General features: G+C 47.3%; 18 protein-coding genes. 5 read left to right on the forward strand and 13 right to left on the reverse strand.

The window, feature by feature from the left end:
* Positions 1-199 precede the first annotated feature (199 nt).
* From ACFTRD_RS27480 to ACFTRD_RS27510, 7 genes are all read right to left on the reverse strand, one after another.
* Positions 200-3,367 carry an alpha-mannosidase gene (locus ACFTRD_RS27480; RefSeq protein ID WP_379385592.1) on the reverse strand — a complete coding sequence of 1,056 codons (3,168 nt, stop codon included), beginning with the start codon at positions 3,365-3,367 and terminating at the stop codon, positions 200-202.
* Between the two features lie 4 nt (positions 3,368-3,371).
* Positions 3,372-5,723 (reverse strand): glycoside hydrolase family 3 N-terminal domain-containing protein, encoded by a 2,352-nt coding sequence (locus ACFTRD_RS27485; RefSeq protein WP_379385594.1) that lies wholly within the window; start codon positions 5,721-5,723, stop codon positions 3,372-3,374.
* Positions 5,724-5,756: 33 nt separating this feature from the next.
* On the reverse strand, positions 5,757-6,611 hold the full coding sequence (locus tag ACFTRD_RS27490; protein ID WP_245683632.1) for a carbohydrate ABC transporter permease: 855 nt from the start codon (positions 6,609-6,611) through the stop codon (positions 5,757-5,759).
* An 84-nt stretch (positions 6,612-6,695) separates the two neighbouring features.
* A complete protein-coding gene (locus ACFTRD_RS27495) occupies positions 6,696-7,625 on the reverse strand; it encodes an ABC transporter permease (protein WP_379385596.1) in 930 nt (309 codons plus the stop codon).
* A 75-nt stretch (positions 7,626-7,700) separates the two neighbouring features.
* Positions 7,701-9,173: an ABC transporter substrate-binding protein gene (locus tag ACFTRD_RS27500; RefSeq protein WP_192270560.1), complete on the reverse strand. Its 1,473-nt coding sequence runs from the start codon at positions 9,171-9,173 to the stop codon at positions 7,701-7,703.
* Positions 9,174-9,456: 283 nt separating this feature from the next.
* Entirely contained in the window at positions 9,457-10,971 is a 1,515-nt protein-coding gene (locus ACFTRD_RS27505; protein WP_379385599.1) for a response regulator, read from the reverse strand.
* Position 10,972: 1 nt separating this feature from the next.
* Positions 10,973-12,802: a sensor histidine kinase gene (locus ACFTRD_RS27510; RefSeq protein WP_379385601.1), complete on the reverse strand. Its 1,830-nt coding sequence runs from the start codon at positions 12,800-12,802 to the stop codon at positions 10,973-10,975.
* A 211-nt stretch (positions 12,803-13,013) separates the two neighbouring features.
* On the opposite strand from ACFTRD_RS27510, the gene ACFTRD_RS27515 reads away from it, so the two are divergent.
* Positions 13,014-15,770: an endo-beta-N-acetylglucosaminidase gene (locus ACFTRD_RS27515; protein ID WP_379385603.1), complete on the forward strand. Its 2,757-nt coding sequence runs from the start codon at positions 13,014-13,016 to the stop codon at positions 15,768-15,770.
* 97 nt (positions 15,771-15,867) lie between these two features.
* On the opposite strand, the gene ACFTRD_RS27520 is transcribed toward ACFTRD_RS27515, so the two are convergent.
* Positions 15,868-17,403, reverse strand: coding sequence for a replication initiation and membrane attachment family protein (locus ACFTRD_RS27520; protein WP_379385605.1), 1,536 nt, complete (start codon positions 17,401-17,403; stop codon positions 15,868-15,870).
* Positions 17,404-17,757: 354 nt separating this feature from the next.
* Positions 17,758-18,051 carry a YuiB family protein gene (locus tag ACFTRD_RS27525; protein WP_062324097.1) on the reverse strand — a complete coding sequence of 98 codons (294 nt, stop codon included), beginning with the start codon at positions 18,049-18,051 and terminating at the stop codon, positions 17,758-17,760.
* Positions 18,052-18,281: 230 nt separating this feature from the next.
* Here ACFTRD_RS27525 and hemQ point away from each other — a divergent pair, with 230 nt between their 5' ends.
* On the forward strand, positions 18,282-19,028 hold the full coding sequence (hemQ, locus tag ACFTRD_RS27530; RefSeq protein ID WP_192270574.1) for a hydrogen peroxide-dependent heme synthase: 747 nt from the start codon (positions 18,282-18,284) through the stop codon (positions 19,026-19,028).
* Positions 19,029-19,169: 141 nt separating this feature from the next.
* Here the strand turns inward: hemQ and ACFTRD_RS27535 are convergent, their stop codons facing one another.
* Both ACFTRD_RS27535 and ACFTRD_RS27540 read right to left on the reverse strand, forming a co-directional pair.
* A complete protein-coding gene (locus ACFTRD_RS27535) occupies positions 19,170-19,424 on the reverse strand; it encodes a hypothetical protein (protein WP_379385608.1) in 255 nt (84 codons plus the stop codon).
* The gene (locus ACFTRD_RS27540) at positions 19,421-20,614 is read right to left on the reverse strand and encodes an NAD(P)/FAD-dependent oxidoreductase (protein ID WP_192270576.1); all 1,194 of its coding nucleotides are present in this window, start codon (positions 20,612-20,614) and stop codon (positions 19,421-19,423) included. The genes ACFTRD_RS27535 and ACFTRD_RS27540 overlap by 4 nt, the downstream gene beginning before the upstream one ends.
* A gap of 535 nt (positions 20,615-21,149) precedes the next feature.
* On the opposite strand from ACFTRD_RS27540, the gene ACFTRD_RS27545 reads away from it, so the two are divergent.
* Together ACFTRD_RS27545 and ACFTRD_RS27550 are read left to right on the forward strand one after the other, a co-directional pair.
* The gene (locus tag ACFTRD_RS27545; protein WP_379385734.1) at positions 21,150-22,124 is read left to right on the forward strand and encodes an NAD(P)/FAD-dependent oxidoreductase; all 975 of its coding nucleotides are present in this window, start codon (positions 21,150-21,152) and stop codon (positions 22,122-22,124) included.
* Between the two features lie 83 nt (positions 22,125-22,207).
* Positions 22,208-22,459, forward strand: a complete 252-nt coding sequence (locus ACFTRD_RS27550; RefSeq protein WP_192270580.1) for a hypothetical protein — start codon at positions 22,208-22,210, stop codon at positions 22,457-22,459.
* A 21-nt stretch (positions 22,460-22,480) separates the two neighbouring features.
* Here ACFTRD_RS27550 and sda read toward each other — a convergent pair whose 3' ends face one another.
* Positions 22,481-22,624, reverse strand: coding sequence for a sporulation histidine kinase inhibitor Sda (gene sda / locus ACFTRD_RS27555; RefSeq protein ID WP_017692430.1), 144 nt, complete (start codon positions 22,622-22,624; stop codon positions 22,481-22,483).
* Between the two features lie 356 nt (positions 22,625-22,980).
* Positions 22,981-23,640, reverse strand: coding sequence for a YheC/YheD family protein (locus tag ACFTRD_RS27560; RefSeq protein WP_379385611.1), 660 nt, complete (start codon positions 23,638-23,640; stop codon positions 22,981-22,983).
* 235 nt (positions 23,641-23,875) lie between these two features.
* On the opposite strand from ACFTRD_RS27560, the gene ACFTRD_RS27565 reads away from it, so the two are divergent.
* Positions 23,876-24,130, forward strand: a complete 255-nt coding sequence (locus tag ACFTRD_RS27565) for a hypothetical protein (RefSeq protein WP_062324093.1) — start codon at positions 23,876-23,878, stop codon at positions 24,128-24,130.
* Positions 24,131-24,151 lie beyond the last annotated feature (21 nt).

Here is a 24,151-nt window from a genome sequence, read left to right on the forward strand (position 1 = left end):
TCTTCCGATCGCTGTTATCCCCAGATTTTTTTGATTCCCTTCTCCACAGGGAAAATCCGGGGATAGCGTATGCTTCCGATGTAGCTTTCTTTCAGAAAGCTTTTAGGCGAACACTCCGCTTCTCCATCTGGTTCTGCCCTCTCCGTTATCGTGTACATGTTTTAGTTCATCTTACATAGCTCAAAATATTTCAAAAAGGTTACCGTAGCAGCACGGTTTTTATTTCGTAAGGTTTGAAAGACAATGTAATCTGACCATTGGTACTGGCCAGCGGCTCGCCTGCTTCTTCCAATGCATTGGAGAGATAGGCCTGTCCAAATGTATGCGGCCATTGCAGCGTCACACGTTCACGTGTGCCCGATGATTCATAGAAACGGAGCACTGTACCGCGTCCTTCCTCTGCCGGTTTAACCGTATCCAGAATGACATGTTTGCTATCAAAATCAATCCATGTTCCGGTTGCCGGACGTACAGGTACATCAGCTTCAGCTGGATCTACTCCCGCCCTTGCGCTCTGCTGTACTTGATCCCTCTGTTGCATTGGCTCCGCTTGCTGTACAGTCACTTCATGGTTCAATTCGGCTGCCTGACGTACCGTATGTGCACTTCTCCAGTCGCCTTCATGTGGGTACAGGGAATAGGTGAAGTCATGTTCTCCAATATCCGCAGTCCGGTCAGGCCATCTCGGTGCACGTAACAAAGAGAGGCGAATTGTGCTTCCCTGTACGTCATATCCGTATTTGCAATCATTGAGCAGACTGACACCGTACCCATACTCGGAAACATCCGCAAACCGATGCCCGCACACCTCATACTGGGCTTGCTCCCAGCTCGTATTGCGATGGGTTGGACGCTCCAATGCACCGAATGGAATTTCATAGGTTGCTTTCGAAGTCAGTACATCGATCGGAAAGCCCACTTTGAGCAATTTATGATCTTCATTCCAGCTCACATGAGTCTTGAAATCGATCCGTCGATTGTCATGATAGAACACCATATCCTGTGTAATCACAGACTGGTGAAGCTTCCACCGAAAACGCAGTACGTCCTTCGTAGTGCCTGCCAGAACCAGTTTCTTCTCCACAAGCTCCACTTCACCAGCAACCTGAGCCTCATAGCGGCTGTCGATATCCCAAGCATCCCAGAGCGTCGGACGGTCATGAAAAAAATAAAATTGATTGCCGCGTTCACCCTGCTTGAGAACCTCACGTTCTGCTGTCTTGTCCCACAAGCGGGATATCTCGCCACGATCGTTAAACTGCACATGGTAATACTCTGTTTCCCATGTATCAGTAAAGTTCTTTTGCCCGGCAATGCTCGCCATCTCACGTACATTCGCTTCCCTTGCATTTTCCGGTACGAGCCAAATCGTCTTATGCCCAAACGCTGGAATATCCGTCACCAGAATCGAAATTTGGCTATCTCCCCGGTCCATACGCAAGCGCTGACCTTTTTCATCTATTACATAACGGTCCAACCCATCATGCATTTGAAGTTGAACGATTGCATTTCGATTCCAGCCGAGGCTGTTGAACACAACATAAGGTAGAGAACCCTCTGGCCCCTGCGTGTTAATCCCCCTCGTCAATGCGGCCACCCCTTGATTCAGTCCTGCTCTACCCAACTCAAATACCCGAACATACTCCTCATCCGACGTTACATAGGATTCTGTAATGGCCGAGCCTGGAATAATATCATGGAATTGATTCAGCAAAATCAGCTTCCAGCCATCATGCAGGGAAGAGCGTATTTCCGCTTCCTGCTCTGCCTCCATATTCGATAGTGCAAGGGTATTCCACAATTCAGCTTCCCGATAAAGCACCTCGGCCTTCCGGTTGTTGCGCTTATTGCGACCATGGGTCGTATAGGTGCCCCGGTGAAGCTCCAGATACAAGTCGCCATGCCACTTCGGAAGATCAGGCTGGGCCTTCTCGATTCCGGCAAAAAAAGCTCCGGCGGTACTATAGCCATTCCTCGGTTGTCCAACCATCAACTCCGAACGATCCACATACTCCAGCATCTCACGCGTTACTCCGCCACCGCCATCACCATGCCCGTACAGAAGCATATGCTCCGGATGCGCTGCCTTCTCCCGGTAAGACTGCCAATGATCATGAATATCCTTCGGCAGCGTATGCTCGTTAACACCATGATTGAGATAGGAAAGGATCGCCGTGCCATCAATGCCCACCCAGTGAAAAAGATCATATGGAAACACATTCGTATCATTCCATCCGAGCTTGGTCGTCATGAAGTACTCGACATTGCCATGCTTCAAAATCTGGGGCAGAGACGCACAATAACCAAATGTATCTGGCAGCCATTCAATCTGTGATGTTTTGCCGAACTCCTCCATATAAAAGCGCTGACCATATAACATCTGACGAATCAGGGATTCCCCGCTCGGAATGTTCAGATCCGGCTCAACCCACATACCGCCAACGAGTTCCCAGCGTCCTTCGGCAATGCGCTTCTTCACCCGTTCATACAGTTCTGGATCATGCTCCTTCAGAAAAGCATACAGCAAAGGCTGGCTCTGGGAATAAACATAATCGGGATATTCATTCATCAGTGCATCCACCGTGGAGAATGTACGACTCGTCTTGCGCACCGTCTCACGTACAGGCCACAACCAGGCAATGTCGATGTGCGATTGTCCCACCATATGCTCCAAACCTTCGGCGTTACCACCGATTTCTCTTACCTCACGAATCAGGTTTTCTTCGATGGTGCGGATGCCTTCCCCTTGCTTGACTGCTTCTTCTGTCAGACCTACAAATTGATCCATCGCCCGATAGATCGCTTCCAGCAGGCGTACACGGCGGAAATCACTTTCCGGGATCAGCACTGCGGAATCGCGTACAATGGTGACCGTGTACATCAGGCTGCGGACAGGTTCATTCGGCCGCACCAGCAAACTGCGGATTGATGTAATCGGTGGCTGAATAACCGCTTGCTGATTCAATGGATCTACAGGCTCGGGTACCGGATCGAATAGCTCAATCTCAAGATCGGGCTGAGTCCCGATTCGGGAAGGGTCGAGTGTTACATACGTATGATTTCGATCCAGGCCCTGATAGGAATGTCCATTGACCCGCAGCAAACCTTCCCCACCGGATTCAAAAACAAGACCGTATGGTTCCTGCTGCCAGGAGGCGGGCACTTCCAGACGTGTACGGAAGAAATAGGTCGTTCCCTGTTCACTCGGGAAACGATTCAACCCTTCTCCTTCTGGATAAGCCTTCTGATCCTCATACTGTCCTGGCACTTTATAATAAGTACGGGTGATGTCCCAACTACGCAGCTCCATTTGCTCCAGCCACTGACGTTCGGACAACTCGCGAATAAATCGTCTGATGCGTTCCATTTCCTTACGCCTCCTCTACCGTTAGCTCGGCGAACTGCGTATCATTTACATGTCTTCCGATATGAATATGGAACTTACCGGATTCAATGACAGGCGTGAGATCACGGCCGATATATTGCAGCTGCTCTGCTCCAATATGGAAGGTTACAGTCTGCGTCTCTCCAGGCTCCAAATTCACTTTCACAAATCCCTTCAGCTCCTTGGCTGGACGAGCCACTCGGCTAACCACATCGGATACATACATCTGAATGACTTCTGCACCTCTGCAAGACCCCGTATTGGTGACCTTCACCGATACGGTAACCGTCTCGTCTGCTGTCATCGATTCCGTACTCAGCTTTGGCTCGCTGTATTCAAAAGTAGTATAGCTAAGCCCGTATCCGAATGGATAGCGAGGCTCCAGATCCTCTTCCAAATACCGCTTGCCGCGTGATCGTTTACCATTGTAGTAAACCGGTAATTGACCCACATGCTTCGGAATGGAAATTGTCAGTTTGCCGGACGGATTCACATCGCCGAACAAAATGTCTGCAATGGCATGCCCACCTTCTTGCCCCGGATACCACGCTTCCAGAATGGCATCAGCATGTTCATCCACCCAAGGTTCAGTAATCGGCCGACCGTTGATATATACAATGACAAGTGTTTTGTCAAGCTTGTGAATCTCCTGAATCAGCTCGAGCTGGACTCCGGCGAGTCCCAGTGTCATGCGGTCAATGCCTTCGCCACACTCCATGTCATTCCATGAGTTATCGGATACATTGGAAGCACCGGTCTTCAGATCGATCGTTCCTTCACCAAAATCTCGGGCACTCGAGCCGCCAACGACCATGATGACCGTATCGGCTTGCCTTGCCGTTTCTATCGCATGCTCGAATCCTTCTCTTGAATCGCCCTTGATTCGGCAACCCGGTGCGTAGAGCACCTCAGCTACAACATTCGACGAACGACCATCTGATCCTTCCCCCGCGTGTCCACTGTTACTAACGGCAAACTTACTGCGGATACCATCCAGCACCGTAGCCACTTTGGATTTTGGTTGGGGGGATGTATAATCACCCAACTGGTTATAGGCTTGGTCTGCATTAGGACCAATGACAGCAATCCGGCCCGTTGTTGCCGTTGACAGAGGCAGCGTTGCCGCTTCATTTTTGAGCAAGATCACGCCTTCCGCTGCCAATTGACGTGCCAGCTGAATATGCTCTGCACTGCCAATGACTTCTGCCGCGCGATCAGCATCCACATAAGGCTGCTCGAACAGTCCCAGCTTAAACTTGAGCGACAGCACGCGGCGAACAGCCTGATCCAGTACATGCATCTCAAGCTTTCCTTCCGAGATCGCCTGTACCAGATATTGTCCAAACATCTCACCGGACATCTCCATATCAATACCTGCCTGAATGGCCTGCACGGATGCTTCCAGTCCATCTGCCGCCACATCATGCCCACTTGCGAGCATGTTGATGGCACCGCAGTCCGTAATGACCAGACCGTCAAAGCCCCATTCTTTACGCAGAACATCATCCAGCAGTTCCGTATTAACGGTACACGGGATACCGTCGATTTCATTATAGGCCGGCATAATGGATTGAGCGCCTGCTTCAACCGCTTTGCGGAACGGATACAGGTCTACTTCCAGCAGCTCACGCCAGCCCATGTGTACCGGTCCCGCATTGCGTCCACCTTCCGAGCTGCCATAACCGACAAAATGTTTCAGTGTAGCCGCTACCGCATCCTCTTGGTCCAGACGCTCGCCCTGAAGTCCCTGTACGGAAGCAACAGCCAGCTCACCAATGAGATATGGGTCTTCACCAAAGCATTCCTCGGTACGCCCCCAACGTGGATCACGTACAACATCCAGTACCGGAGAATACGTTACCGCACCGCCTTGAGCACGCGTCTCACGAGCAACCGCCCGGCACATATCACGGTACAGATCCACATTCCATGTACTTCCCAAGAGCAGGGGAACCGGATAGACCGTACCGTCAATCGCCATATGTCCGTGTGAGCATTCCTCTCCGATCAGAATGGGAATCCCCAGTCTGGAATGCTCCACAGCATGATGCTGAATCAGGTTTACGGCCTCTGCCCCTTCTCTGGCAGACAGTCCATTTTCAAGCGTAACACCCGTCCATGGATCTGCACGAAGCGCACCGTACAGAGAGCCTACGCCTCCGTTTTCCACTTGTTCTTTAAAGGATTCATTCAGCGTAATGTTCCCCTGATCATTCGTATAGGTCTGCCAGCCAAACGGCTGGATGAGTTGACCCGCCTTCTCCTCCGTGGTCATTAAGCTCAGCAGATGTTCTACTCGCTCTTCCACGGATTTGCTCTTATCCTTATATATCATCATCCTTCGATGCCTCCATCTGTAGAAGTGATTTGGTTATTCTTTGACGGCTCCGACTGTCAGTCCCTGTACAAAGTAACGCTGGAAGAACGGATAAGCGAAAATAATCGGCAACGTGGCGAGAACCACCATCGCCATCCGTGAAGTATCCTGCGGGATGGATTGCATCGCCGCCAGACTCATCGAGCTGTTCGCCGAGTTCTGCTGGATGAACTGGATGCTGGACTCGATCCGCATCAGCATGGATTGCAGCGGTACGAGGTTGGGATTATCGATATATAACAGCGCATTAAACCAATCGTTCCAGTAGCCGAGCGTACTGAACAATCCGATCGTCGCCAGCCCCGGCAGAGATAATGGAATGACAATTTTGAGAAACGTATAAAATTCTCCGGCTCCATCAATTTTCGCCGATTCAATGACCGCATCCGGTACACTGGTCGAATAGAACGTACGCAGGATCATGATATAGAAGGCATTCATTGCGAGTGGCAGGATCAATGCCCATAAGGTATCTTTCAATCCAAGAAGCTGGGATACGACCATATAGGTCGGAATCATCCCGCCGTTGAACAACATGGTCAGGATGGCAAATATGGAGAAAAATCTCCGATAACGGAAGCTCTTGCGGGAAATCGCGTAAGCATACAATGACATTAGAATTAAACTGACGATGGTACCCAGTACCGTGACCAAAATAGTTACCCCGTACGCACGCAGCAGCGTGTCTCCACTCTGCCAGACAAACTGATAGGCTGCGAGACTCCACTCCGCCGGAATGAGTCGGTACCCGTCACGGGCCAGTACCTTCTCGTCCGTGAACGAGATGATGACCACAAATACAAAAGGAAAAACACAAATCAAAGCGAATAGTCCGGCTATGATGTTCATAATTACGTTCCAGCCGCTGGATACATGATGGAAGTCGCGTTTTTTTACAAGTTGAGCCACAGTGGTTCACTCCTTTCCCTTATCCTAGAATAGGCTGCTATCTTTATCGATTTTGCGTACAACATAGTTGGAAATGATAACAAGTACAAAGCCCACAACGGATTGATACAATCCGGCAGCTGTACTCATGCCAATCTCACCGCTTGTTTTCAAGCCACGATACACATACGTATCAATAACATTCGTGACAGAATACAACGTACCTGAATCCCTTGGAACCTGATAGAAGAGACCAAAGTCGGCATAGAAGATACGACCAACGGCCAGCAAGGTCATAATAATGATGATGGGTGATAACAATGGAATCGTTATATTGCGAATCTGCTGCCATTTGTTTGCACCATCGATCATCGCTGCCTCATACAGCGACCGATCAATCCCCAGGATGGAAGCGAGATAGACAATGCTGTTGTACCCGATGCTTTTCCACAAAGCTACGAACACCAGGATATACGGCCAATACTTTGCTTCCGAATACCACTGAATGGGTTCCACGCCGAACCATCCAATAATTTGGTTCAACATCCCCCGGTCCATGCTCAGGAAGCTGAACGCGAAGTAACCGACAATAACCCAAGACAGAAAATACGGCAGGAACATACCTGTCTGATACAATTTGGCCAATCGTTTATTAATCAGCTCCGAGAGCAGAATTGCCAAACCTACAGCGAATACCAGCCCCAGAACAATAATGGCAATGTTATAAAAAAGTGTATTTCGAGTAATGAGCCAAGCATCGTTGGTGCTGAACAGGAATTTGAAGTTATCCCAACCTACCCATTCACTCTTCATCAGACTTGCCCAGAAGCCTTCGCGGCTGAAGCGATATTGCTTGAATGCTGCTACTGTGCCCACCAATGGCAGGTAGGAGAAGAAGAAGAACCAGATGGCGCCTGGCAGCACCATGAACAGCATGACTCGGTTTCTAATCAAATTTTTCAAAAATGACGTCATATGGAGATCCTCCTTCAGGCTTGAATGAAAAAGGATCGGGCGCAACAAGCAGCGGCCCGATCCCTGAATTTACCCTTACTTATTTGCCGCTCTCCAGGCATCAAGCTGGGTTTGGGCTTCAGCCATCACTTTTTCAAGTCCGGCTTGATTGAACTTCTCAATCACTTGCTCCAAATTGGTCTCCGGGTCCAGCGTACCTGTCATCAATGCGGCCCAGTATTGCTCTTTGACATTCTGCACTGCTGTCAGTTCAGAGGACACGTTACTTGAATCAAAGTTAAAGCTCAAAATTGGGGAATTTACACCCTCTGCATTAAACTTCTTGAACTCATCCCATTTGTTATCCGGGTCATTGTTGTTCAGATACAATAACATGTTGTTACCGAGAGAGTACGAAGGCATATCGTAGTTCTTGGATTCAGCCAGATTTTCCATGTGCGTATCATCCACTTTTTTGTAGTGAACGCCCTCAATACCTGAATCGACCATATTGCGCAGCACTGGATCTGTATTCAGCAAGTTCAGGAACTCCATTGCTTTTTCCGGATATTCAGAGTTGGCCGAGATGGCCATGATTGAACCTTGTACAGACGTGTTGGTGATGATCGCGTCACTCGCTGGTGTGGACACCACCGGATATCCGTAACTTGCCGACCATTGGTTGTCCGCGAGTGGTTGTGTCTGTGCACGATCCAGGAACCAGTTGCCTGATGTAGTCAGGTCATTGGTAGATCCTGTTGTTGCTGCCTCTGGCGATACATAACCAGCTTTGTAGTATTTGTGCATCGTTGTGAGTGCTTCTTTCATTTCCGGAGTCTCCAGAATGTTCACAATTTTATAATCCGTGGTATCCAGTTTGACTGCCATTGGCAAATTCTGAATGACATAGTCATAAGGAACATAAGGAACAAAGTTTTTATCCATTCCAAATGGAGTCACACTTGGCTCATTTTCCTTGATTGTTTTGAGCAAAGGCTCCAGACTGTCTAACGTACGAACATTGGAGATGTCCATTTTGTATTTATCAAGCAACGTTTTGTTAAAACGCCATACCTCTTGTTGAGGCAGCTCCTTGTTGGCCGGAATACCGTAGTTGTGTCCGTCTACCTTGGAACCGCTCAGGAATGCAGGATCAATGGTCTTGGTGAGATCCTGACCGTGTTTCGCGAGCAAGTCATCCAGCTCCAGGAATGCACCCTTTCTTGCATTTTGAACATAGTCAAATCCGCCGGATGAGGTGAATAGGATGTCCATTGGCTCGCCGGATGCTACATTAACTTGCATCTTTTGCGGATAGTCACCCCAGTCAACCATTTTCATCGTTACCGTGGCATTGATTTTTTCCTTGGTGTACTTGCTGACTTCTTCCATCACTTTATTGACATCTTTCTGAGGGGTACCGATGGTGTACCAGATCAGCTCGACAGCGTCTTCTCCTGCTCCCCCTGATTCTGAAGCTTCCTTGCTTCCTCCACAGGCACTAAGAACAACTGTAACCGCCATCAAAAGTGCTAGAACGAGAGAAAAACTTTTTCTTTGTTTACTCATTTCCTTGATCCTCCCTTTTTCGTGTTCCCTTAAGCTCTACAATCTAACTGCTTTAACCTTACCGAATGAAAGCATTTTCAAAAAGAAGATAAACTTAATATTTCGAGGTACAAATTAAAGAGAAATCAGTACCGGTTCATTAATTTGTACCGATTTGAATAAATCGCTTACATGAGAAAGACATCCTGAGTAACATTTGGCACCAACGTGATAGCATGCCCTCATGTTTCCAGAATGCCTCATCCATTTCTGTCTGCTGTTCCAGTCTGTATTCCATCGAAAATTAACCAAAAACCTTAAAATCGGTGGGTGAAATCCCCACATATTTACGGAACTGTTTATAGAAATAGCCTGTCTCCCAGTACCCCACATTCCTTGCGATTTCATGTACTTTCAGATTCGAATTGCGCAGCTGTTCCTTGGCACGTTCAATCCGGTATTTATTGATATATTCGGCAAAAGTCTCGCCCGTCTCCTTATGGAACAGTTGTCCCAAATATACCGGATGAAGATGATAGTGAGCCCCCAGCAGCTTCAGGGAAAGCTCTTCTGCGTAATGTTTGTCAATATGCTGAAGCACCTGGTTGACGATCGGATTCTTCAAATCCTGAAGCAGGGACTGAATCGTCTCCGTACCAACCTGCTGCAATGCCTGTACAAGTTCATCAAAGGTGCCGCTATCCAATACAAGACGAAGCCCTTGTTGGAAAATAGCAGACTCATCGGTATGTTTAATGCCCTCCAATTCCATCTTGAAACGAATGACCACTTCCAGTGCAATGTTCTGTAATTCGGCGGGCGTAACCCCATCGCGACGCTGTTCTAGATCTGCCCGAATTCTCTCGGTAAGCATCTCTGAATTGCGGGACAGAATAAGCTTGGCATACTCCTTCCAATCGATGGAGAAGGAAGAAGTGGAATCCCCGCCCTTTTCCAATATGGCATGGTCAATTACTTTAAGGTCGGGATAGATCATGACATACTGGAGCGCCTTTTTTGCCTCTTGATAACTTGCCGGCGCATTGTGAAGTCCCTTCATCATACTTCCTGCCCCAATCACAACCGCAGGATGTGTCTCCGATAGCGCAGTCGATAGCAGCTGAAGGCAATCCATAAACTTTTGCTCCTCGTCCTCACCTGCGTGCACATTGGCAACGATGACAATATCACCATCGATATCATGGAATACATTCAGATATGACTTTCCTTTCAGCATACTCTCCACTCGCTCGAACATGCCGAATTCCTCCCCTTTTGCGCGCAGGATAGCCACTGCAACGTCAGGTGCGTCCAACGAAAGGTTCATGAACAGCGCGCGTTCCTCAAATTCTCTGGGTGCAATCTGTCCTGTCAGCCATCGGTGAAGGATGTTGTCTTTCAGAATCTGAACACCGTAAGCATCATCTGTTTGAGGAGACAACGCATGATCCAGCTTTGCAGTCGTATTGCGGAGCGTCGATTCAAGCTCTTCCACATTGATCGGTTTGAGCAGATAATTTTCGATGCCCAGCTGCATGCCCTCTTTCAGATATTCAAACTCATTGAAACCACTCAGAATAATAACCTTGATATCTGGCTGCAATCGCCTCGCTTCCCGAATCAGATCCAGACCATTCATGATTGGCATGGATATGTCTGTGATCAGAATGTCCACGGGCTGTGACGACAGGGCATTTAATGCAGCCTGTCCATTACCGGCATGGCTTACAATTTCCATTTCGAATGATGACCAATCCAGAATATCGTACAATCCTTCAATGATGAACGGTTCATCATCCACAATAAATACCTTGTACATATTAAACACCTGTCCCTTCTATATGAGGATAACGAACCCTGATCAGGGTTCCTTCTCCGAGTGTACTCTCGATCGTGATGCCGAATTCCGGTCCGTATAAGAAACGTAAACGGGTGTGGACACTGCGGAGTCCGAACATCTGGCCCGATTCTTCCGGGCGTTCCAGTTCTTCAAGAATCTCTGTCAGGCGCGCAGGATCAATGCCTTTGCCGTTATCTCTAACCTCTACCTGTAATACGTCGTCCAACTCTTCAACAACAATCGATAATTGGTTATCGGAACGTTCCGTTTGAATGCCATGCACCACATAATTTTCAATAATCGGTTGCAGGGATAGCTTGACCACCGGATGTTGGTTATGTTCAGGGTCCAACTGAATTGTATACATGAAAATATCCTTATAGCGAATCCGGAACAACTCCAGATATAAACGGCAAGCTTCCATCTCATCCTTCAGTGTATAGTTTTTCTTTTGCTGAACGAGGCTCTTGAATAACACGGATAAACTGTAGATCATCTCACCGACATCCTTCGCTCCCTGCGAAATCGCCCTCATCCGAATAACCTCAAGGGTGTTATAGAGAAAGTGGGGATTAATTCGAGCCTGAAGTGCAACTAGTTCTGTCTCCTTTTGTTTAATCTCGGCTTTGTAGACCCGTTCAATATACTGATTAAGTTCATCCAGCATATCGTTAAAGCTGTGCGAGATCTGTCCCAGCTCATCATCACGGGTATCATCGATGCGTGCTGTCAGATTGCCGTATTTCACCCTTTGGGTGAAACGAATGATTCGGCGGGTGCGTTTAGCAAAATTAATAATGAAAAACGCCGGAACCAATACGGCAAACAGGATACATATGATGCTAATCGAAACGATTGTATTGCGTGTACCCGCGTAGGCTTCAGCCATCTCATCCACAGGAACCGTGCCAACAACCACATATCCCTGATCCGCCGAGACAAACTTGTTCACATACATGTTCCGCTCCTTTTTCATCGAATCCATGTCGGTCTGGTCAAACAATGAATCGGCCACATTCACATAGGGATATTGCTTCCCGTAATAGTTGTTGTTGGAGTCGAACAATACCGTGCCCTTGGCTGATAGCACCACAATTTCTCCCTTAAGGTTACTTTCATAACTGTCGAGAGCATTGCCAATGCCCGCAGAGTCAAAGAAAACGAGGAACTGTCCCAAATTTCGAAGGGTCTGTGTATTGTTGATGGGCACACGAATCGCATACAGCGCCGGGTCCCATTGATTTATTTCTTTGCGTATCCAATAGTTTGGCGCGCTGATATTTGGAGTCTCCATCGCCATCACGTCAGGAATATAGGAATGAGCCACATTGGTGTCCAGCTTCCTGAATTGCTTATGCTGATTGAAGGTAGATAGATCCTGTTGCTCTGCACTATATAACATCACTTGATTGATATCCGAATTGCGATCCATGATGTTCTGAAAATGCTTCAATACGTCAGCAGAATAATCATCCTGATTCGCGTAATACCCATTCGTCAGATGCTGCACATATTCGGCGTACGTGTGATTCATGAGATAGGTAATATTGGCTGACAACGCCTCATTCTGATGCATGTCCCTCACCATGTTCTGTACCGATTCATACTGCTGGTGAATATAACGGTCGACACTTTCCATCGCCGCTTTCTGGATCGCCAGTTCTCGGCGAATCGTTGCGTCGGATACGGACAGGAAGATGATATAAGACAAAGTAATAATCGTTACAATCGAAATCATGGAGAAGATGAACAGCATCTTCATAAACATATTATTTTTGAAGAAATTTTTGTAAACGCTAACAATTTTCAAATCGCAAGTTCCCCCCGCTGCTGATTTCATGTCTAAATTATATCATCTGCCTTCTGACATTAACTTGTCACCTGGAACTTTTCTTTAGTTTATACCTGTGTTTCTTTAATTTCACCCTATTTGAAAATGCTTTCATACACTATCGTTAACCATAAGTTAAGTTTTGTGTAAAAGAATACCTTACATTCATTCGACTCGAAGGAGGAACAACATGACACGCAAACCCAAACCCAAAGGCTTCATTCCCAAGGTAACTGCAATGGTGCTCACGTCAGCTCTGCTTGGACAAGTCATCGCCTCATCTGCTTATGCAGGAGACACACTCCCTTACACAGGTGAAAGTGCCAAAGGGGTGAACCAGCCCTATCAGCATGGCTACACCGCTGCCCAGATTCAGAATTGGACACCCGAAAGTGATATCCATGGTGATCTGCTTCGTGCCCATGTACCTTTGCAACCTCGCAATGATGCATTTGCTGCAACGCAAGCTTATCCCGAACTCAACCCCGACACCCAGCTGTTTACCATGAGTGGCGATTATGGTAATGCCTTCTTCGATAGTACCCCTTACACGAACGAGTTCAGTCAGTACCTCTTTAATTATTGGCAGTATACAGACTATTACAGCTATTGGCATGGCATGGCTTCTGCGGGCGTACCCGAAGAATTGTACGATCCAAATAAGGACTGGACAGAAAAATACTTCGAGTTTGGCATTTTGAATATTCCCAATCCGGCCTATACCAATGCAGCACACAAAAATGGCGTCCGGTCCATTGCTAATATCTTCTTCTCCGATAACGACCGCGGACCCCAAACTTACAAACAGATGCTTGTGCAGGATGAAGACGGAAATTTCCCTGTTGCTGCAAAGCTGGTTGAAATGGCGAAATATTATAACTACGACGGATATTTCTTCAATCAGGAAGAAGTCGCCAAAGGCGTTGCCCCTGAAGATATCCTCTCCTATAAGAAATTCATGAAATATCTCAGAGACGAAGGATTATATGTTCAGTGGTATGATTCCACCATCAATACAACGGGCAGGATTCAATACCAGAACCAGTTTAACGGACTCAACAGCCCATTTGTGCAGGATTCTGCACTAGGCAGAGTCTCGGATTCGATTTTCCTGAATTACGTGTGGAACCATGACATGCTGCGCGATTCTCGCGATCATGCCGTTAGCCTGGGACTCGATCCACTGGAAACGGTATTTGCCGGTATCGAAGGTGGGAATGACCAGTTCGGCCGCTGGAAGCAGCTCTACGATTTGCGCAACAATCTGGACGAGAATGGCCAGCCGATGAACAGTATTGCAACGCTAGGTGCCGACTTTACCCATAATGCCCTGGATGAAGAGATGGGCGACGGCAGCACCAATCATAGAGCCGAAGATAAGTACCAGTGGATGACCTTTGTGCGCGACCGCGCCTGGTGGTCAGGTCCGAATCAGGACCCAACCAACGCACGCCGTACATCATCCGCCGATCTGTCCGATGTGTATGCTTCCGGTGCAAAGTGGGACGGCATCGCCGCTTATCTTACCGAACGCTCTGTCATTCATGGCTCCAATTTTGTGACCAACTTCAATACAGGCCATGGGCTGAAATATTATGAAGACGGCACGGTTTCCAATGAATCCGAATGGTCCAATATCAATATTCAGGATATCCCGGTCACCTGGCAATGGTGGATGGATAGCCAAGGTGACAAGCTGACGGTTGATTTTGACTATGGTCCAACCTATGAAAAAGGTGCTCGCTATACTTACGATTCCATTGGTGCATTCAACGGCGGCAGCTCTCTGGTCGTGAACGGGCGTCTGAATGCGGACAATTTCCTGCGACTGTACAAGACGGATCTGTCCATCAATGCACAATCCAAACTGGAACTCACTTACAACAAACCGTCTGTCAGCGACGCTTCGTCCATGCATGTTGGACTGATCTTCGAAGATGAACCAACCAAGGTGGTCAAAGTTAATGTGCCTGAATCAGGCCAGCATACGGAAGAATGGAGAACCACTACACTGGATTTGAGCGCATACCAAGGAAAGACCATTGCAGCTTTTGGTCTATCCTTCGACCCTAATGGCACTACAATTGAGAATTATCAAATGAACATTGGTGAGATCCGTATCTCCGACGGTTCTGCCGCCAAACCGAATGCTCCAACCGGATTCCATATTGCCAAAGCACTGACCAACACCGATGAGTTGGTTGTCGAATGGGATATCGAAGACTATTCCAAGGTTAAGCAATATAACCTGTATGAGAACGGTGCCTATGTCGGTGGTGTGTATGACTCCACATTTTATATTAAATCGCTCAAACAACCCACGGGTGAACTGTCCATTCGGGCTGTAGGCCCAGATGGTACCGAGAGTGAAGCAACCGTCCTGCCGTATGATCTGAATGCAGCTGTTCAGGACATTGATGTCAAATTCAAGAGCAATGGCGATGCCATTGTCCATTGGAAAAACCCGAAGAAGAACAACGATAAAGAACCCATCCAGCTTACACTTCAAACTGAATATGCGAAGGAACCTTTCACCAAGACACTTCAGGTCAAAAAAGGAAAACAGTCTGCCATTCTGTCCGGCCTTCCGACCAATGGTGAACATTACGTGCTGAATATTGCCATTGGCAAGCAGAATCCAGTGACAATGACCGGACAGCTTGCAGATACTCAGATTACACCATACACCAAGGAAAAGATCACGGTAAAGGATGGAAAGTACACCCTCGCATTGCCTGAGTTGGAGGATTGGTACAAGATTTATATCTATGAAAATGAGGTACCCCGTGAATTCGGAGTGACTTACGTATCGCAGAAATTCCCTTATATCATTCGGGGCAGAACGAAGCTGAGCGAACTTACCTTCACGCCTGCGTCCAGCAGCAGCTCACTGAAGCTGGTTATTGAAGATTATGCCGGCAACAAGGCAACGACAATTCTGCGATAAGCAAAAACCGTCATACATCGATAAAAAAACAAAAAGGCGAGTCTCCTTTGATTTAGGTGACTCGCCTTTTGGGTGTATATTATGAAAGTTATGAAAGTTATGAAGTTCCCTTTTGTTTACTCGCCTGCATCTGCTGGGCAAACCTCATCATCTCTTCGAACTCTTCTTCGGATACTGCATTACCTTCGGCGCCTATGTCTTGTACAATCGGAATTTCGGGTTTGGCTTTGGTTCCTTTGCCGTATGTACGGGAACGGGTTCCAGCTGCACCAGCAGCTTGTTTGCCTTTGACCTTGGCTTGGTCGCGAATATATTGTACCGCCTTCTCATAGGAGTTCACCTGCTTAAGCAGCATGTTGGAGGCAATGGCCTCAACGAAGTTGCGGTTAATTCTTTGCTCACCGCCGGATACAAGCAATGCCATCAAATAATGAATCAGCACATTAATCACTTCACCAGGCAATTTGTAGCTGAGATCGATTTTCTCAAAAATGTCCACCAGGTTGTCCGGTACGGCTCCAGGGAAGAACGTTTGAAGCAGTCGTGTGTAAGGCTCATTGCGCAGCATCATGTTGTATTGATGAATATCACACTTGGTCGAAAATTGCGGAGGCACTTCGACGTAGTATTCCATCTGCACGACGTGTTCGACTGGTGGTTCACCAGAATCCTCTTTCCGCTCAGGTTCCTCCATATGCTGTCTTAGAGCCACAACCTTCGCTGCCTGTACCGTCTGCTGTTCATGTCGCTTCTTGGTCTGTCTGAACTGCAGGCTTGCCTTGTGTTGAAGTTCATCCAGCACGAGCTGCCCCTGTGGGTTGAAGATATCATCCTCATCCAACAAACGACATACATCCTGTACGCTGAGATTGAACTTGTTCACCACATAATTCACAATGCCGAGCTGCTCATGATCGAACCGCAGCTGTTCTACATGACGACGATTGACCGACTCACGCGGAAAACGCAAGATAATGTCGGCATAATTCAAGCTGTTCTCCTCGGCTGCACCCGTTGTTCCGCTGCGCTGGGCCGAAGTCGACACTTCCGACAATGCCTGCTCGAGTTCGTAATCAATGACATGGGTGTTCAATTCAAATATATCGTAAAAAGGAACAGAAATATTCTCTTTATTAGCTGCCGGGTAAGGTGCTTCACCGCTCTCTATGGCTGAAAAACCGGAACGTAGTGAAAGTACGGCGAACTTGCCGATCTTGTCACGAAGCAGCAGTGTCAAATGCTGTGTGCGGAAAAATTCTGCCGGAGAGAGCGGCGGCTGCAGCTCATATTCATAGATGTAATCATCATTTTCCGGAATATACAGCCTTGCCGTCTGAAGCAGTCCCACAGCCTCCAGCTTGGAGGCCTGCTCCACCAAATACTTTCGTCCTTTCTCGCTTGGCTCAAGTCCAAGTGTCATGAACAGCCTCCGTTGCTGCTCAAGCGCCGAGTAACCGACCTGTTCACCTGGAAGATGCTGAAAAAGCAGTCGATACAAGCCAACCGCAAAGGCACCTACCATGGGCTGATACGCTCCGGTAAGCATACGGTCATCCAGGGCACTAAGTCCAAACTCCCTGTATACGCAGTAGCGATGATGTTCAGTATAATGGTGCATATTGGTCATGCGCATAGCTTGATCTCCTTCTCCCGAAAAGGTTGTTTATCTATTCTATCATAAATGTCTGATCCTCAAATGTTCAAAAACAGGTAAAAAACGAACCTGTTCTCGCTCCGTTTCGTCCTAGGTCGACAGCATTCACGTTTTCGCAGAGTTGCTAGATTACTATAAAAGCTACAGCCTTAGAAAACAAGTGGAGATATGGAGAAATGTTATCCATATGTATATGAGGCTTAGCCCCAACATAATACGCAAGATTTGGATGCACGCCAAAAAAGCCTTCCCTTTGCATTCGTAAGCGTTTACGACAAAGGCAAGACCTTTACAGGAATATTGCGGTCAGCGAAAACTTCTTTTGCCGGCCAATTAAAACATTTTGTATCCACCCAGACGAAGTTTGCGAATGGTCCAGCCACTAATGATTGCTCCTGCCAGTCCAGCTATGCCTGTCATATAGTCTACAATATGGAAAGATCCCAAATGTGACATCAGCGATGCCGTATGATCCCACAGGGAATATACGACGACAGGCAGAATGACGATGATGAACAGATAGGAAGGAAACCAGGTTGTCTTCATCAGCATATTCAGAATGAAACCGATACCAAACATCATAACAAAAAATAATACCATCAATACCAGCACAGGTATGAACTGCATCGGGTGACGTTCACCTCTTCTTTCACTGACTCGGTTTCTCATACTATGGATAGTAGATAGTGTACCGCAAAAAATGTGGCGAAGCAACGAACTTTCTGGACAAATTCCCCTATAATTGCCCTCTGTTCATTTGCCCTTCTGCTTCCTGTTGGGATACAATAAAGACGATAACGCATTCAACCGTCCCTTACCGGGATTTGGAAATATACCCTGCAGGAGGAATACAATTCATGAACGAAGCCGCATCAACACTGGAGGGCTGGTACGCCCTGCATGACTTCCGCTCGATTAACTGGGCCGCCTGGAAAGCTGCCGATGATGAGGAACGTGCCGTAGCACTGGACGAGCTGGAGGAATTCTGGAAAGAATGGAAGGAAGTCGAGAATTCATCCCAAGGGAGCACAGTCGTGTATACGGTCGTAGGCCAAAAAGCTGACCTTGTCATGATGCATCTGCGTGAAACGCTGGAAGATCTGAAGGCCGTTGAGAATGCCTTCAACAAAACGATGTTTGCCCAGTACACGACCAAATCGTATTCTTACGTCAGCGTAGTGGAACTGAGTAACTATTTGGGCAAAGAAGGCGAAGACCCTATGCAGAACCCGGAAATCATCGCCCGTCTCAAGCCGGTCCTGCCACAGCGACAATATATCTGTTTCTACCCGATGAACAAAAAACGCGAGCTGAACGACAACTGGTACATGCTCTCCATGGATGAGCGCCGCTCGATGATGCGCAGCCATGGCATGATCGGTCGCAGTTATGCTGGTAAAGTGAAACAGATCATTACTGGCTCCGTTGGTTTCGACGACTGGGAATGGGGCGTTACGCTGTTTGCGGATGATGCACTTCAATTCAAGAAGCTCGTATACGAGATGCGCTTTGACGAAGTCAGTGCCCGTTATGGCGAATTCGGCTCTTTCTATGTGGGAAGCCTGCTGAATGAAGAAACACTGGAAGACATGCTTAAGCTGTAGGAACAAATAGCAAATAAAGCACCGGACATCTCCTGTAAAGGTCAATGTCAGCGGTGCTTTTTTTTATATCTATCCTATACTCAATACATCGTCTTGAACGGATCAACCGGGAGCATTCGAAGAACGTGATCCTTCTAAATCTTAGTCCTGATCCTCTTCATCAACCGCTTTCAGAGACTCCAGAAACTCGGCCGTTGCCCGGTCACGGTCACGTCCCTTCTCCTTAAGCCGCTCGATCGCTGGCAAAATGAGAATATCAACTTCCTTCTGCACAATATAAGCCAGATCATACTGATCCTGTTCCTCCAGATAAGCGCCAACCTGCATCAGGGCATTGTATCGATCCAGTTCTTCGCGCGTGAGTAGTCCTCTGACCTGAACACTGCAATGTCTCATCCAAAAAACCGCCCTTTCTTCAGTACCAGGGGAATACCACCGATGATAAACAAATACCGGAGATCCACCAGCTTCTTCAGCTGAGCTGCCTTCCATCCTTTGTATTTCTTACCTCCTACGACGGCGATAGCTTCACCTTTCCCCAGTGAGGCTACCGTACCTTTACTTGTAAATTCAAAAGGCTCGGGCTGCTTCTTGCGGATGGCTGCGACAACGTTTTTGGCACAGTTAACACCCTGCTGCATTGCGATCTGAGCGGTTGGCGGATAAGGCCGCCCTTCGTTGTTAAACACCAGTGAATTGTCACCGATGACGTAGACATGCTCATGCCCTGGGGCACGCAGATATTCATCGACTTTCACCCGTCCACGCATTACTTCAAGGCCAGCTTGTTCAAGCAAAGCGTTACCCCGAATACCACCGGTCCATACGACCGTTGCTGCATCCAGTTTTTCTCCTTCACCCACAATGACCCCATCTGGCAAACATTGCTTAATCGGAACACCGATTTTGAAAGTAACCCCTTTTTTCTTCAACACGTTCATCGCATGTTCTACCAGCTCCGGATCAAAACCCGGCAGGGCTGAAGGTGCAGCTTCCACATTATAAATGTGCACATTTTTCGGATTCACATCGAATTCCTTGCAGAGCTGAGGAATTCGATCTGCAAGTTCAGCCACGAATTCGACACCACTAAAGCCCGCGCCACCCACAACAAAACGAATGCGGTTACGCTTATTATCGTTTTTGTACATGGCAAATTGATATTCGATATGTTCACGAATCCGTCTGACCGAGTTAATGCTGCGAATGGTCATCGCATGGTCAAGCATGCCAGGAATACCGAAGGTCTCCGGTTCTCCACCCAGCCCAATGATCAGATAATCATAAGATAACGTGCCGTCCTCCAGAATAATCTTCCGATCCTGCAGGCGAATCTCTTTCACCGAAGACTTGACCAGATCAATCTTGAATTCGTCAATCAGCTTCGAAATGGGAACCCTTGCATGTTCAATGGTATCTGTGCCAGCTGCCGGCATATGTAGATGTGTGGTGATATAATGATAATCATGCCGGTTCACCAATGTGACATCGGCTTCGTTATAATTCAATTCTTTCTGCAGCCGCTGGGCTGTCAGAATCCCGCCATAGCCCGCGCCGAGGATGACGATTTTGGGAATACTGCTCATGTCTATACCCCTTCCGGTTTCGCTCGCATCAGCCGTTCGATTGTTTTGTTGTAAAAAGGCTCTTACTTACCCATATTGATGAGGTCTTATCCATTATGACGACAAATGTTAACTTCGCGAATTTATTTGAACTTTTTGCATGCAAGTTATCGGTTAAAGTTGTGAAATTATACACAAGATTCAACAAAACGCGGGAATTGTCTTCACATTACAAATTGGAGCTAAATTAGACAAAAAAACACATAGTACAGGTCAAGGATATCTGTATTTCTGGCAAAGATCAAGGTTTTTTTTGTTATTTTTCATAACCTTTCATTTCCAATTTCATCCTATTCTCACCCGATCTTCATCTATTGTTCCCAGATTCATCAAACTACCAACTTTGCAACCCAGTTTACACCGTTTATAATGAGAAAGACAGTTCAGCAACAAATGCGGGTTACTCTATGTGCCTGGCTCCACTATTTCTGTTAACTACCTATTAAAATAAGAAAGGTGTTGTTGATTTTTGACTGCACAAACTGCCGGTCATGACATGACCGATTTGCTTATTATTGGTGGCGGCCCTGCGGGCCTGTTCGCCGCATTTTACGGAGGGATGCGCCAGGCATCCGTTACTTTGGTTGAGAGTATGCCACAACTTGGTGGACAACTTGCCGCCCTCTATCCTGAGAAATACATCTATGATGTTGCCGGGTTCCCGAAAGTTACCGCTCAGGAACTGGTGAATAACCTGGTAGAGCAAATGAATCATTTTAACCCGAACATCCGCCTGGAAGAAAAGGTTGTGTCCGTAGAGAAACTAGAAGAACGTCATTTCGTCGTAAAAACCGATGTGAATGAATACCATGCCAAAGCCGTAATCATCACTGCGGGTGTGGGTGCATTCGAACCCCGTCGTCTGGAGCTTGAAGGTGCAGCCAAATTTGAAAAAACCAATCTGCACTACTTCATCAGTGATCTGAACGCCTTTGCCGGCAAAAAAGTACTCATCAGCGGTGGCGGCGACTCCGCTGTAGACTGGGCGCTTATGCTTGAGCCGATCGCTGAGCAGGTAACGCTAATTCATCGCCGCGACAAATTCCGTGCCCATGAGCACAGTGTCGAAAACCTGATGAATTCCAAAGTGAACGTGGTTACACCTACCGAAATCACGGAACTTCATGGGGAACACAGCATTACCAAGGTTACTTTGGCTCACGTCAAAACTAAAGAAACACAGGAAATTGAAGTCGATGATGTCATTGTCAATTTTGGCTTCGTATCTTCCTTGGGACCCATCGCAGAGTGGGGCATTGAGATCGACAGCAACTCCATTGTGGTCGATTCCCGCATGGAAACATCGATTCCCGGTATCTATGCTGCAGGAGATATTACAACCTATCCAGGCAAGCTGAAACTGATTGCTGTCGGATTCGGTGAGGCACCAACCGCAGTCAACAATGCCAAGGTTTACTTTGACCCAGACGCCAAGTTATCTCCGGGACACAGCAGTAACATGAAGCGCTAATTCCTTATGGATCATATAGAATATAAAAGACACAAAAAAGGGTATCTTACTCCTGAATGAATCCAACATCAGGAGGGATACCCTTGTCTTATATATGCCCGCTGTGTAACGGTCTGGTTGTACCGGAGCAGGCTTGTCCCCACTGCCTTCAGGGACTGTCAGAATGCGGCAAAATGGACGATTACACCGGACCATACAGCCCCTACGTATTTCAAACTTCCTCTGACACGGCAGACAAAGCCGAAAACGTTTGCAATCATATGATGTTCTGTCACCACTGCCAGACAAGCACGCTATGGCCTGTCCATCTATGGGACATGTCCGGAAACCTGTAACATTGCCTGCAATGAGGATCTCTAGTGAAGAATGGCAGATACGTCGGTACCCAGTTTGCGCTTATGGATTTCTGCCAACAGCAGTGCGATGAAATCTCGTTCGAGATTCAACTCAATCGCCTTATGGTAGGAATCCAATAACATCTCATCGGATAACATAGCCATTTCCCGCCACAACCTTTCCTTTTTTTTCCTCAAAACTATCATATCAGAGATTTATAAAGAGAACAAGCGTTCTTGTTATCCACAACGTTTTGTGGAAATCCTGTGTATAGTTTGTTGATAAATGGTAAAAATGTTGATTGATCAACGGGGATATTGTGGACAGTATTTATACACAGGACCGTATCTTATCAAACAGAACGTTTATCAGAGTATTTTTTTTAGAACAAATTCATAGTTTTAAGACTTGCCTGCGAGTAAATTACCCGCACTTCTTCATTTCCAAACGTTTTCCATCTAGTTTCCCTCTATTTTACTATCGGATTTCATTTGGTTTTTTTTAACTTTTTTCACCATTTTCATTGAGGTCTGGTGTTCACTTCCAGAATCCAGATCTTGCCTGAATGATCCAGCCCGTAATCGAAACCAAGCTGCCCTACCCCCGGAAATTGTCTTTCCATAATTTGTGTGCAGCTGAGTGTAAGTGAACGCATCTCCCGGCGTTTGTGTCTTCCGGAAATATGGGGCAGCGACATCCCGAGTGCTCTCCTGCCGGAAAGCATTGTGCCTCCCTTGCTAAGATTCGTCACACATAGTCCCGGGCGAGCCAGTCTTCCTACTAGGGAACGGAACACCCATCCTCTTTCTGTTTTGACAACTTTGACTCTGTAATCGACTGGTCTGCCGTGAATCGTCGCAAGATGAACACCTTGCTGAATCAGGTATTTTCGTCTGGCTTTTACACGGATCAGGGAGCGATACATCTGGTTGTAGCTGGTAAAAGAACGAGTTATCATCATATGAGTGTACCGATACGTTGCTCCGCTTGCGGACACTCTGATGACACCGTAACCGCCACCTCCGACAACCGGTTTGATATATACCATTCCATAGCGGTTAAGCATGTTCAGCAGATTTCTTGAATTAAATGCCATCGTCTGTGGAATATGGACAGCCGCTACCGGATATTTCATCAGCGCTGCTGTCTTCAGCCATTTGCTTGCAAGCTGTCTCGACATGGGTTAATCTCCTTTCCTGAACATTGGTCCTTCCTTATACATACTCAACAGGAGTCGTGCTTTCTTGGATGTCTGTCCAAGGCGAGGGCCCCTTTTCCGTGGAGATCGTCTAGAAGCGTGTCCCAAGGTCGGAGCATGCGCCCGGTTTGCTTTTCAAACGCATCAAACTGTCGTATGCTACTAAAGAATGGTATGGAAAGGCTTAAATTGAGGATCTAAGGAGCGTTCAGAACAAATGGAAGCATTTTTCAAATCACTGTATGGCGTAGCTTATGTTGCAATGTCGATCGTTCTGGTAGCTGTCACGGTACTTCTCTTTGTTACAGGTATCCGGCTTTTTATCAAAAAACGTAATCGCGGGTTTGCCGCAAGCTGCATTATATTTGCCTGTTTCATCGTCTTCATCATTGTAGTAATGCTCACCACGCCCTTCTCCTCCACGCCTCCGGGTTCGCCGGAAGCCATGGCTGCCTTGCTTCACTTCGGGTAGGGTAGATCAACCTCTGTAGAA

The sequence above is a fragment of the Paenibacillus sp. NPDC056933 genome, assembly GCF_042674385.1.
GTDB lineage: Bacteria > Bacillota > Bacilli > Paenibacillales > Paenibacillaceae > Paenibacillus.

Excerpts from the sequence above, each read along its gene's own strand:
- hemQ (WP_192270574.1), top strand. The coding sequence starts at position 18,282 with ATGAACGAAGCCGCATCAACACTGGAGGGCTGGTACGCCCTGCATGAC.
- ACFTRD_RS27540 (WP_192270576.1), bottom strand. The coding sequence starts at position 20,614 with ATGAGCAGTATTCCCAAAATCGTCATCCTCGGCGCGGGCTATGGCGGG.
- ACFTRD_RS27520 (WP_379385605.1), bottom strand. The coding sequence starts at position 17,403 with ATGCGCATGACCAATATGCACCATTATACTGAACATCATCGCTACTGC.
- ACFTRD_RS27485 (WP_379385594.1), bottom strand. The coding sequence starts at position 5,723 with ATGATGATATATAAGGATAAGAGCAAATCCGTGGAAGAGCGAGTAGAA.
- ACFTRD_RS27480 (WP_379385592.1), bottom strand. The coding sequence starts at position 3,367 with ATGGAACGCATCAGACGATTTATTCGCGAGTTGTCCGAACGTCAGTGG.
- ACFTRD_RS27565 (WP_062324093.1), top strand. The coding sequence starts at position 23,876 with ATGGAAGCATTTTTCAAATCACTGTATGGCGTAGCTTATGTTGCAATG.
- ACFTRD_RS27535 (WP_379385608.1), bottom strand. The coding sequence starts at position 19,424 with ATGAGACATTGCAGTGTTCAGGTCAGAGGACTACTCACGCGCGAAGAA.
- ACFTRD_RS27500 (WP_192270560.1), bottom strand. The coding sequence starts at position 9,173 with ATGAGTAAACAAAGAAAAAGTTTTTCTCTCGTTCTAGCACTTTTGATG.
- ACFTRD_RS27560 (WP_379385611.1), bottom strand. The coding sequence starts at position 23,640 with ATGTCGAGACAGCTTGCAAGCAAATGGCTGAAGACAGCAGCGCTGATG.
- ACFTRD_RS27525 (WP_062324097.1), bottom strand. The coding sequence starts at position 18,051 with ATGCAGTTCATACCTGTGCTGGTATTGATGGTATTATTTTTTGTTATG.
- ACFTRD_RS27490 (WP_245683632.1), bottom strand. The coding sequence starts at position 6,611 with ATGAACATCATAGCCGGACTATTCGCTTTGATTTGTGTTTTTCCTTTT.
- sda (WP_017692430.1), bottom strand. The coding sequence starts at position 22,624 with ATGGCTATGTTATCCGATGAGATGTTATTGGATTCCTACCATAAGGCG.
- ACFTRD_RS27545 (WP_379385734.1), top strand. The coding sequence starts at position 21,150 with ATGACCGATTTGCTTATTATTGGTGGCGGCCCTGCGGGCCTGTTCGCC.
- ACFTRD_RS27505 (WP_379385599.1), bottom strand. The coding sequence starts at position 10,971 with ATGTACAAGGTATTTATTGTGGATGATGAACCGTTCATCATTGAAGGA.
- ACFTRD_RS27515 (WP_379385603.1), top strand. The coding sequence starts at position 13,014 with ATGACACGCAAACCCAAACCCAAAGGCTTCATTCCCAAGGTAACTGCA.
- ACFTRD_RS27495 (WP_379385596.1), bottom strand. The coding sequence starts at position 7,625 with ATGACGTCATTTTTGAAAAATTTGATTAGAAACCGAGTCATGCTGTTC.